This window comes from Gemmiger formicilis, from assembly GCF_016901605.1.
Lineage (GTDB): Bacteria > Bacillota > Clostridia > Oscillospirales > Ruminococcaceae > Gemmiger > Gemmiger formicilis_B.
In genome coordinates this window covers 1-11110 of sequence record NZ_JACJKP010000100.1, presented here as the reverse complement: position 1 = coordinate 11110, position 11110 = coordinate 1, and the positions used below count along the sequence as shown (strand labels likewise).

The 11110-nt window shown below is 51.6% G+C and carries 11 protein-coding genes and 1 riboswitch; of the genes, 7 read left to right on the top strand and 4 right to left on the bottom strand.

What is annotated here, in order from left to right; translation table 11 throughout:
* Positions 1–48: 48 nt before the first annotated feature.
* The 3 genes from dapB to asd form a co-directional block, all read right to left on the bottom strand.
* Positions 49–816: a 4-hydroxy-tetrahydrodipicolinate reductase gene (dapB, locus tag H6B10_RS09005; RefSeq protein WP_204651298.1), complete on the bottom strand. Its 768-nt coding sequence runs from the start codon at positions 814–816 to the stop codon at positions 49–51.
* 66 nt (positions 817–882) lie between these two features.
* Positions 883–1773 carry a 4-hydroxy-tetrahydrodipicolinate synthase gene (gene dapA / locus H6B10_RS09000; RefSeq protein WP_204651297.1) on the bottom strand — a complete coding sequence of 297 codons (891 nt, stop codon included), beginning with the start codon at positions 1771–1773 and terminating at the stop codon, positions 883–885.
* Between the two features lie 22 nt (positions 1774–1795).
* On the bottom strand, positions 1796–2872 hold the full coding sequence (gene asd / locus H6B10_RS08995; protein WP_204651296.1) for an aspartate-semialdehyde dehydrogenase: 1077 nt from the start codon (positions 2870–2872) through the stop codon (positions 1796–1798).
* A 134-nt stretch (positions 2873–3006) separates the two neighbouring features.
* A riboswitch (Lysine riboswitch) is annotated at positions 3007–3181 on the bottom strand.
* A gap of 51 nt (positions 3182–3232) precedes the next feature.
* Between asd and queA the strand changes: the two genes are divergently transcribed.
* The 5 genes from queA to H6B10_RS08970 all read left to right on the top strand — a co-directional run bounded on the left by queA (position 3233) and on the right by H6B10_RS08970 (position 7168).
* On the top strand, positions 3233–4261 hold the full coding sequence (gene queA / locus H6B10_RS08990; protein WP_204651295.1) for a tRNA preQ1(34) S-adenosylmethionine ribosyltransferase-isomerase QueA: 1029 nt from the start codon (positions 3233–3235) through the stop codon (positions 4259–4261).
* Positions 4262–4385: 124 nt separating this feature from the next.
* Positions 4386–5519 (top strand): tRNA guanosine(34) transglycosylase Tgt, encoded by a 1134-nt coding sequence (gene tgt / locus H6B10_RS08985; RefSeq protein WP_204651294.1) that lies wholly within the window; start codon positions 4386–4388, stop codon positions 5517–5519.
* A 103-nt stretch (positions 5520–5622) separates the two neighbouring features.
* The gene (gene yajC / locus H6B10_RS08980) at positions 5623–5964 is read left to right on the top strand and encodes a preprotein translocase subunit YajC (protein WP_204651293.1); all 342 of its coding nucleotides are present in this window, start codon (positions 5623–5625) and stop codon (positions 5962–5964) included.
* 65 nt (positions 5965–6029) lie between these two features.
* Positions 6030–6485: a TIGR04086 family membrane protein gene (locus H6B10_RS08975; protein WP_204651292.1), complete on the top strand. Its 456-nt coding sequence runs from the start codon at positions 6030–6032 to the stop codon at positions 6483–6485.
* Positions 6485–7168 (top strand): hypothetical protein, encoded by a 684-nt coding sequence (locus H6B10_RS08970; protein WP_204651291.1) that lies wholly within the window; start codon positions 6485–6487, stop codon positions 7166–7168. Before H6B10_RS08975 ends, H6B10_RS08970 begins: the two co-directional genes overlap by 1 nt.
* On the opposite strand, the gene H6B10_RS08965 is transcribed toward H6B10_RS08970, so the two are convergent.
* Complete coding sequence (locus H6B10_RS08965; RefSeq protein ID WP_204651290.1) at positions 7112–8176, bottom strand: tyrosine recombinase XerC; 1065 nt, start codon at positions 8174–8176, stop codon at positions 7112–7114. The genes H6B10_RS08970 and H6B10_RS08965 overlap by 57 nt on opposite strands.
* 728 nt (positions 8177–8904) lie before the next feature.
* On the opposite strand from H6B10_RS08965, the gene H6B10_RS08960 reads away from it, so the two are divergent.
* Together H6B10_RS08960 and H6B10_RS08955 are read left to right on the top strand one after the other, a co-directional pair.
* The gene (locus H6B10_RS08960) at positions 8905–10215 is read left to right on the top strand and encodes a substrate-binding domain-containing protein (RefSeq protein ID WP_204651289.1); all 1311 of its coding nucleotides are present in this window, start codon (positions 8905–8907) and stop codon (positions 10213–10215) included.
* 172 nt (positions 10216–10387) lie between these two features.
* On the top strand, positions 10388–11110 hold a 723-nt coding region (locus H6B10_RS08955), incomplete at its 3' end, for an ATP-binding cassette domain-containing protein (RefSeq protein ID WP_204651288.1).

The following is an 11110-nucleotide window of genomic DNA, read 5'->3' as shown; positions in this document are numbered from 1 at the left end:
CGCCCACTCCCAGCGCAATGACCACACAGGCGGCAATTTCGTTTCCTCTCAGACGCATGGCAGTTTACCGCGCAGCAGATCTGTCATGGTATAGTAGCCGGGCTGCTGACCGGCCAGATACAGTGCCGCCTGAATAGCACCATCTGCAAAGACACCGCGGCTGCCCGCGCTGTGCTGCAGGGTCAGAACTTCCTCCGGACCACAGAACAGAACTTCGTGCTCCCCAACAATGCCACCGCCGCGCACCGCACTGATGCCCAGCTCCCGGTCACCTCGTTTTTGACGCACCTGAGAGCGGTCATATACGTATTCGTACCGGTTATCGGCCTCGTCGTTGATAGCGTTGGCAATCATCAGCGCGGTACCGCTGGGAGCATCCAGCTTATTGCGGTGATGTTTCTCCACAATCTCAATGTCGAATTCGCCGCCCAGTACACGGGTGGCCTGGCGGGCCAATTCAATCAGAACATTAATACCCAAGGACATATTGGCACTGCGGAAGACAGGCGTTTTGGTGCTGGCTGCCTCCAGGGCCGCTTCATCCTCACGGGAAAGTCCGGTGGAGCAGATCACGCAGGGCAGACCGTTGGCAGCGCCATACTCAGCGGCAGCCACCGCACCTGCGGGAGAAGAAAAGTCGATGATGACGCCTTTGCAGGGCAGATCAGCAAAAGAAGTATATACCGGGATGTCTCCCACCTGACCGCTCTGGCAATCAATGCCTGCGACAATACGGCAGTCCTCTCGTCCGCCTATTTTTTCTACCAGTGTACGACCCATGCGGCCGTAAATCCCCTGGATGATGATATCCGTCATAATTTTCCAATTCCTTTCGTAAAAACGCAAAACCGGCCTGCGGTCAAAACCACGGGCCGGTTGCAATTATTTCAGCAATCCAAAATCCCGCATGGCAGTTTCCAGGCGCGCCTGCACGGCAGCGGAAGGTTCCACCAGCGGCAGACGGCAGGCACCAGCCTGCCAGCCCAGACGATTCATGGCCCATTTTACGGGGATCGGGTTTACATCGGCAAAAAGTGCTTTGCACAAGGGCAAAGCCTTCAGTTGCATTTCCAGGCTGCCGGCGGTATCGCCGGCCAGCCACTTGGCGCACAGGTCATGGGTGTACTGCGGCGCCACATTGGACAGCACGCTGATCACGCCCTTGCCACCCAATGCCAGCAACGGCACGATCTGATCGTCGTTGCCGGAATAGATGTTCAGCTCATCACCGCAAAGTTCGGCGATTTCTGCCACCTGGGAGATGTTGCCACTGGCTTCCTTCACAGCGTTGATGTTGGGCAGCTTCGCCAATTCGGCCAACGTAGCGGGCTGCAGGTTGCAACCGGTGCGGCTGGGCACATTATACAGGATACAGGGCAAATCAACCGCATTTGCAATAGCGGTGTAATGGGCAATCAATCCTGCCTGACTGGTTTTGTTATAGTAAGGTGTAACAAGAAGAAGGGCGTCCGCACCGTCTTCCTGTGCTTGTTGGGAAAGCTGGATAGCGTAACGGGTATCGTTGGAACCGGTACCGGCAATGACCGGAACACGGCCTGCAACCTTCTGCACGGTATAGCGAATACACTGCGTGTGCTCCTCATGGTCGAGAGCAGGGGATTCGCCTGTGGTGCCACAGATCACGATGGCATCTGTATGGTTGGCAATCTGATCTTCGATAATACGCCCAAGTTCATCATAATTTACGCTTCCGTCAGCGTGCATGGGCGTGATAATCGCCACAGCGGCACCGGTAAAAACGGGCTTTTTCATAGGACGTTCTCCTTATTGTTGCTCAATCAAAGTAACCCTTTGCCGCCAGCAATTCTGCCAGCAGAACGCCACCACCGGCAGCGCCGCGCAGGGTGTTGTGGGACAGGCAGACAAATTTGTAGTCGTACTGGTTGTCAGGGCGCAGACGGCCAATGCTTACAGCCATGCCGTTTTCCAGCATGCGGTCCAGTTTGGGTTGCGGACGGTCATTTTCCTCGAAGTAGTGCAGGAACTGTTTCGGAGCGCTGGGCAGTTCCAAATCCTGAGCAGGACCATGGAACTCTTTCCAGGCTTTCAGAATTTCCTCCTGCGTGGGCTTATTGGCAAAGCGTACAAACACAGCCCCCATGTGTCCGTCGGATACCGGAACACGCAGGCACTGGGCTGTAAAACGCGGAGCATCAGCGGAAACGATCTGGTCGCCTTCGATCTTGCCCCACAGCTTCAGCGGTTCCTGCTCACTTTTTTCTTCCTCGCCGCCGATGTAAGGGATCACATTATCCAGAATGTCGGGGAAGGTTTCAAAGGTTTTGCCAGCACCGGAAATAGCCTGGTAGGTGCACACCAGCACGTCGGTGATGCCGTAACCCCGCAGAGGATGCAGCGCAGGAACATAGCTCTGCAGGCTGCAGTTGGATTTGACGGCGATGAAACCGCGCTTGGTGCCCAGGCGTTTGCGCTGAGCCGGAATGATCTCGATGTGATCGGCGTTGATCTCGGGCACGACCATGGGAACGTCCGGGGTAAAGCGATGCGCACTGTTGTTGGAAACCACCGGGCATTCAGCCTTGGCGTAGGCCTCTTCCAACGCCTTGATTTCTTCCTTCTTCATGTTGACAGCGCAGAACACAAAGTCTACCTGCGAAGCCACTTCTTCCACGTTGGAAGCGTCCAGAACGATAAGTTTTTTGGCATTTTCGGGCATGGGGGTCTGCATCAGCCAGCGGCTGCCGACAGCCTCCTCGTAGGTTTTGCCGGCGCTGCGAGCGCTGGCTGCCACTGCCGTCAGATGAAACCAGGGGTGGTTCTCCAGCAACGTTACAAAGCGCTGTCCAACCATGCCGGTGGCGCCGATGACGCCTACATTGTACTGTTTCATAGTTACCAGGACCTTCCTTTCGCTTAAACCCTTCCTATTTCTATGCAGCAACATCCACCTCTGTGAATAATTTGCACAGATAACAAAAAAACCGGCTTGAAAACCGGCACAAAATGCAATATAATATCATATTGCATGTACACAGCGCAACACATTCTATCGAATATGACAGTCTCGCTCCTTTTCGGCAACGAGCCCAGGTCGATACGTGCCGCGTACCGCCTTCGGCGAAGGACCCTTTCACCGCTCCATGCCCTGGCTGGGCTTGCAGAGCAAGCTACTGATGAACTTCGCGCCTCTGTGTTTGCGTTTATTATAGTATTCTGATAATAGATTGTCAACGTAAAAAGGAAGAAAACCATGCTGAAAAAAGATTTTTGGTACGACTTGCCTAAGGAACTGATTGCGCAGGAACCTGCCGATCCCCGTGACGCAGCGCGTCTGATGGTTCTGAATCGCCAGAATGATACTATTGAGCACGCGGTATTCCACGACCTGCCCCGTTACCTCGAAAAAGGCGATTTGCTGGTGGTCAACAATTCCAAGGTGCTTCCTGCCCGTCTGTTGGGCACCAAGGTGCCGACGGGAGCCGTCTGCGAACTGCTCTTGTTGCGCCAGGTAAAAGGGGACACGTGGGAGTGCCTGGCACGTCCCGGCAAACGTATGCAGCCCGGTACAAAAGTGGAATTTGGCGATGGCAGTCTTACGGCAGTGGTTGATGAAACCATGCCGGATGGCAACAAATTCGTTACCTTTACCTATGATACGGAAACGCTGTACGAAAAGCTGGATGAATTCGGCAAAATGCCGTTGCCGCCATACATCACCAAACAGCTGGAAGATCAGAGCCAGTATCAGACAGTATATGCCAAAGAACTTGGCAGCGCAGCTGCGCCGACGGCTGGTCTGCACTTTACCCCCGAACTGCTGGATACGCTCCGCGCAAACGGCGTCAACGTTGCGGAAGTGACCCTGCACGTGGGCCTGGGCACGTTCCGCCCGGTGAACGAAGATGAGATTGAAGATCATCAGATGCACAGTGAGTGGTATTCGGTAAGTCAGGAAACCGCCGACGCCATTCAGGCAACCCGTGAAGCCGGTCACCGTGTGATTGCGGTCGGAACTACCAGTTGCCGTACGCTGGAAGCCGTTTGGGCCAAATATGGTAAGATCGTGCCTTGCAGCGGAAACACCGACATTTTCATTTACCCGGGAATCGATCTGCACGCCATTGATGGGATGATTACCAACTTCCATCTGCCGGAAAGCACGTTGATCATGTTGATTTCCGCGTTTTACGGATACGAAAAAACCATGGCAGCCTACAAGGTAGCTGTGGAAGAAAAATACCGCTTTTTCAGTTTTGGGGATGCTATGCTGATCCTGTAAAAACAGGTGTCGGTGTTGACTTCCCGCTCAGCTTCTTTTATACTGTAACAAGTAAAGGCGGTGCAGGGAATGCTCATTGCACCGCCGCTTTTTTACAACACACATTGGATAGGGAGAAACTTCCATGCCTTACCGTCTTATCAAACAGGAGGGCGCTGCCCGCCGCGGTGAATTTGTAACCGTTCACGGTACCGTTCAGACCCCCGCTTTCCAGAATGTCGCCACCGCTGCCGCCATCAAAGGCGGGCTTTCCGCACTTGATCTGAAAGAAATCCGCGCACAGGTCATGTTGTGCAACACCTATCATCTGCATCTGCGCCCGGGCGATCAGGTCGTAGCGGACATGGGCGGGCTTCATAAGTTCACCCGTTGGACCGGGCCCATCCTGACAGACAGTGGCGGATTCCAGGTATTCAGCTTGGCCAAACTTCGCCAGATCACCGAGGAAGGCGTCACCTTCAACTCCCATCTGGACGGCCATCGCATCTTTATGGGGCCGGAACAAAGCATGCAGATCCAGGCAAATTTGGGTTCTACCATCGCTATGGCTTTTGATGAATGTGTAGAGAACCCTGCCACCTACGAATATGCTAAAAACAGCTGTGCTCGTACAGCACGTTGGCTGCTGCGCTGTAAAGCGGAAATGGCCCGACTCAAACACGAAAACAAAGCGGTAAACCCCGACCAGTTGTTGTTCGGCATCAACCAGGGGTGCACATTCCGGGATTTGCGTGTGGAGCACATGAAGCAGATTGCAGAGTATGATCTGGACGGGTATGCCATCGGCGGTCTCGCAGTAGGAGAGCCTGCAGAAGTGATGTACGATATCATTTCTGCCGTGGAACCGTTTGCCCCCAAAGACAAGATTCGCTACCTGATGGGTGTAGGTACACCCGGGAATATCATTGAGGGCGTCTACCGCGGTGTAGACCTGTTCGACTGCGTAATGCCCAGCCGCAACGCGCGTCATGGCCATCTGTTCACATGGGATGGCATCATCAACATCAAAAACCTCAAATACGAACGGGATGAGTCGCCCATTGATCCGCATTGCGACTGCCCGGTTTGCCGCAACTTCTCCCGCGCCTATATTCGTCACCTGCAGAAAGCGGACGAAATGCTGGGGATGCGGTTGGCGGTAATGCACAACCTATATTTCTACAATCATCTGATGGAGCGCATTCGGGAAGCACTGGACAACGGCAAGTTCCAGCAATTCCACGATACTTATGTGCATAAATTGGATACCCGTATCTGAATTCTTCCGTTTTATCCCGTTGGAATTTGAGGGAAACCCTTGCGTTGCCTCTATAAATTCGATATAATAGAGAAAATCGTTTAATTTAAGGAGTATACCTGCTATGATCCAGTTCCTGAGCACCGAAACTGCCAGCACCGGCGAAATGATTATCAGCCTGTTGCCGATGATCCTAATTCTTGTTTTTATGTTCCTGATCATTTATGTTCCGCAGAAGCGTCAGGACAAGAAAGATGCGGCCATGCGCAACTCCATCGAAATCGGCGACAAAGTCACCACGATTGGCGGCATCGTTGGCATCGTGTTTGCGATCAGTGAAAAAGACGACACGCTGGTAGTAGAAACCGGCAGCGACCGTACCAAGATTCGTTTCCGCCGTTCTGCCATTTCTGCCGTAGAAAAGCTTGATACCGGTGATTCTAAAAATGTTCCGGCCAAGAAGTAAGGCAACCGTCTAACATATAAAAACGCCCCTTTGCATAGTTTTTACTGTGCAAGGGGGCGTTTTGTATGTCTAGTAAAAGTAAAAAGATTCGTCCGGTACGGTCTGCCCGTACATCATCTCACTTTGTAAAAAAGCAGCCCGCAAGCTCTTTCCAGTCGGTCCTGCGTGCCGCGCTGCTTTCTTTTCTGTGTGGCGTGGGGATTTGTGCTGCTTTACTGGCGGTATTTGCCTTGCTGCTTACGCATACGCCGCTGCCGTTAACAACTGTCCGGCCTTTTGCCTGTGCGGCGGCAGCAGCCGGCGCCACGGTATCCGGCCTTGTTTTGGCCAGGAAGGTAGGGCGCCAACTGTTGCTGTGCGGTTTTGCTTGTGGTTGTTTCTATGCAATTTGTCAGATGGCAGCGGCTTTTATCGCGAGTGGAGCTATCATGCTGCAGAGCGGAGATGTTATGCTGTCCATTGTAATGTTGTTTGGCGGTTTGCTGGGCGGGGCAGTCGCCGCTTTGGGGGTGGCGCACTGATGCGTACTGTGCAGACGCCGACCCGTGTGCATGTTTTTACTCGCAAAACAAGAACAACACGTACATCTGCATTGCAAAAGGGGAGGATTCCTCGTACCACTTACCACTTTGCGGCCGTTTCCGGTATGGTTTTTCTGTGCGCTTTGTTTTTTATACTGGGGTACTTACCCGGTATTTTTGTGGGGCAAGGCGGCAAGTCGGAGCTGGGGCAACAACTGGCTGTGTATTACACAGACTCTGCAAAGGATATTTCGTGGGGAACTTCCTTTTACAGTCAGATGCTTTCTGCCTTTTTACAGCATTTTTCAGTGCTTTTGTGCGGTTTTTCGCCATTTGGTATGGTACTTCTTTTTTTGCTTTTCTTAGCAAAAGGGAGCTTTCTGGGGTTCTGTGCCGCAAATGTTCTTGCAGTTGGCGGAATAAAATCGCTGGTTGTTTATTGGCTGTTGTGGTGTTTACCGAGTCTGGTAATTCTCTTTCTCAGTCTGTGGCTTGCCGGATATGCAATCCCTGTCAGTCGCGGATTGTTTCAAAGCGCTTTTCAGGGTGGCGCGCCTCGGGGCCACTTGAATGCTGCTGTGCGGCGGTTAGCGGTTCGGTTTTTGACCGCGATGTTCTTTTCGTGTTTATTCAGTATTGTTTTCAGTGGCGTCTTCATCCTCGTCAACCGTCTTTTGTGGTGACGATTCTTGAATGTACTGTTGCTTGGCGAGGGGAGAGGACTGCACCGCGGCGCGGAGTTGCTGCTGATTAATGTGTGTATAAATTTGGGTAGTTGAAACACTCTCGTGCCCTAAAATTTCTTTTAGAGCCAGCATATCTACGCCGCCTTGATACATGAGGGTGGCCGCGGTGTGACGAAGCTTGTGGGGAGAAAAACCGCGGCCGCTTAACCCGGCACTCTGCAGACATCGTGCCACGATTTGTTCCACGCGGCGTGCAGTCAGTCGTTTACCGGTACGTTTGGAAACGAACAAAGCGTTCTTGTCTGTCAGGTTCGGCAAGCCGGCGCGAGCCTTTTGATAGTATTCCAAAGCTTGTTTGCAAGCATCATTCAAATAAACAATTCGTTCTTTACCGCCTTTGCCGGTAATCCGGATGGTATCATCCCGGAAATCTCCAAGATCAATACCCACCAGCTCGGCCAGGCGCATTCCACAATTCAAAAACAACGTAATGATGCAAAAATCCCGTTCATAAAAATCGCTTTGTATATTTTTTAACAAATCCAGACTTTCTGTTTCGGTGAGATATTTGGGGAGCGCTTTCTTGGGCGCTCCCAAATTTACATTTTCAGTCGGATTTTGAGAGATTTTGCCCACCTGTGTGTACATATAGCCAAAAAAGCCTTTAAGAGCACTTAATTTTCTGGCTCGGGCACGCGGTCCATTATTGGAACTTCGGGCATAATCCAAATAAGAAAAAATATCTCTTTTTTGTATGGATGCAATGTCCTTCGTGGTGATGTGCGTTAAGTCAATGCTTTCCGGAGCGGCATCCTGACTGACACGCTGCCACTGTTTCATCATGTAGCGAAAGAAACCGCGCAGATCTAGGTAATAACCATTGACTGTCCGCGGAGAACGAAGTTTTACAAAGTCTAGATAATGCAGGTACTCGATCACATCATCCGGAATATCCAAATATGGTGCATGCTGTTCAGGGTGAACGGTATCAATATAACTGCTCAAATGAAAACACCTCAGACAGAAAAGTCGAAATTGCAGGAAGTGATCTTCGAATCATGAATTATAATGTATTATAATTATATCATAATACTTCCCATTTGTAAGCACCGGCAGGCGATCGGATTTACAGACAATATATGGGATAGTTTTATAAAAAAGACATTTTCACAAAGTTATAGAAATTTGAACCTTATTTGAATTTTACATTGCGTACACTTTTTGCATGCGATACAATATTTATTCTCGCGAGGAGCCGGTCAGCCCAAGAGAAAACGCGCCCCGTCAAATCGGCGTAAAGCCGCCTCACGCCCCTCCCTATATTTCGCTAAATTTACATTTAGCGAAATTATATCGCAAGCTTTTTACCAGTTCCCCATTCTTTGGGAAATGTAAACTTCCGAATTATCTTTACTGCAAAAGTAAGATTATGGGATGTCGGAGCCTTTTCGTCTATGTCCTCTATGCACTCCTTTGCACCAGTGCATTCGGTAGATTCTTTACGGTAAAGTTACGTACACTTTTTACGTTTATGTACCGTTTTGACATAAGTGTTGTGCAAACTGCACATTTTAACAGCGCTGTTTTGTTGCACATTGTTTTTTATGAATAATTTTTTCACACTTCTGTCGGTGAAATTCCCCCTTGTTTTTGCGGTCATTTTCTTTTACCATAAATAGTGTCAGGCGGGTCCGAACAAACCCCGCCAATTATCAGAACAAAGGAGAAAAACTATGAAAAAAGCACTTGCATTGAGCATGGCTGCCGCGATGGCTTTGAGCCTGGCTGCGTGCACCAGCACCTCAAGCTCCACTGCTGCATCCGACAGTTCTGCTGCCGGTACCTCTGAAGCCGCCTCTACTGCCTCTACCGAGGGCGGCACTGTTGCCAACAAAGACAAGCCTCTCATCTGGTTCAACCGTCAGCCTTCCAACAGCACCACCGGTGCATTGGATATGGAAGCACTGAGCTTCAATGATAACACCTACTACGTTGGTTTCGACGCCAACCAGGGCGCTGAGCTGCAGGGCAAGATGATTGCCGATTACATCGCCGCCCACGCTGACACCATCGACAAAAACGGCGACGGCGTCATCGGTTACGTTCTGGCCATCGGCGACATCGGCCACAACGACTCCATCGCTCGTACCCGCGGCGTTCGCTCTGCTCTGGGCACCGCCGTTGAAGGCGACAACGGCATCGTTTCCGATCCCGTCGGCACCAATGCGGACGGCAGCTCTACCCTCGTTCAGGACGGCACGCTGGAAGTGAACGGCAAGACCTTCACTGTTCGTGAGCTGGCTTCTCAGGAAATGAAGAACTCCGCCGGTGCCACTTGGGATGCCGGCACCGCCAGCAACGCCATCAGTGCTTGGGCTTCCTCTCTGGGCGACAGCATTGATATCGTTGTTTCCAACAACGACGGCATGGGCATGGCCATGTTCAACTCCTGGTCTCAGGAAGCTGGCGTTCCCACCTTCGGCTACGACGCCAACGCTGACGCTGTTGCTGCCATCGCAGACGGCTACGGCGGAACCATCAGCCAGCACGCTGACGTTCAGGCTTACCTGACTCTCCGTTTGATCCGCAACGCCCTGGACGGCGTGGACATCAACACTGGTATTTCTACCGCTGACGATGCCGGCAACGTGCTGAGCGATGACGTTTACTACTACGATGAGGCCTCTCGTTCTTACTACGCTCTGAACGTGGCTGTCACCGCTGAGAACTACACCGAGTTCACCGACTCCACCAAGACCTATGAGCCCGTTTCCGCTCAGCTGGATGCTACCGCTCACCCCGAAAAGACCGTCTGGCTCGACATCTACAATGCCGCCGACAACTTCCTGAGCGCCACTTATCAGCCCCTGCTGGAGAAGTACGACGATCTGCTGAACCTGAAGGTCGACTACATCGGCGGTGACGGCCAGACCGAGGCCAACATCACCAACCGTCTGGGCAACCCCAGCCAGTACGATGCTTTCGCCATCAACATGGTTAAGACGGACAACGCCGCTTCCTACACTGCTCTGCTGAGCCAGTAATCCGGCAACCTTTATATCTTTGAGAACCTGACCGCTAAGTAACACAACGCTATTAGGGAGAAGGAATTCTCCATTTGGGAGAAGGAATTCTCCCTAATAGCGCTTTTTTATGGAAACCGACAGGTGTTTAACCATAGAAACCTGTCAATAAGCAAAAACGGGAGTAACGAGAATGGCAGAAGCGAAAGATGATATCGTCTTGTCAATTCGCGGTATGTGCAAGTCGTTCGGTCGTAACCGAGTGCTTGATCATATCAATCTGGACGTAAAGCGCGGTACTGTCATGGGACTTATGGGTGAAAATGGTGCCGGTAAGTCTACAATGATGAAATGCCTTTTTGGTACATACCAGAAGGACGAGGGCAAAATCTTCCTGAACGGAAAAGAAATCAGCTTCTCCGGTCCTAAGGATGCCCTGGAAAATGGTATCGCCATGGTCCACCAGGAGTTGAACCAGTGCCTGGAGCGCAGTGTTATCGATAACCTGTTCCTGGGTCGCTATCCGGTGAACTCCATGGGTGTAGTTGACGAAGGACAAATGAAACGTAAAGCGGCCGACCTGTTCCGCAAACTGGGTATGACCGTAAACCTGACACAGCCGATGCGGAACATGTCTGTTTCGCAGCGGCAGATGTGTGAAATTGCCAAGGCAATTTCTTACAACGCCCAGGTCATTGTTCTGGACGAACCCACCTCCTCCCTGACGGTGCAGGAAGTAGATAAGTTGTTTGAAATGATGCGGATGCTGAAAGCGCAGGGCATTTCGCTGATTTACATTTCCCACAAGATGGACGAGATCTTCGAAATCTGCGATGAAGTCTCGGTGCTGCGTGACGGCAACTTGGTCATGACCAAGAGCACCAAAGACACCGACATGAACGAGCTGATTGCCGCC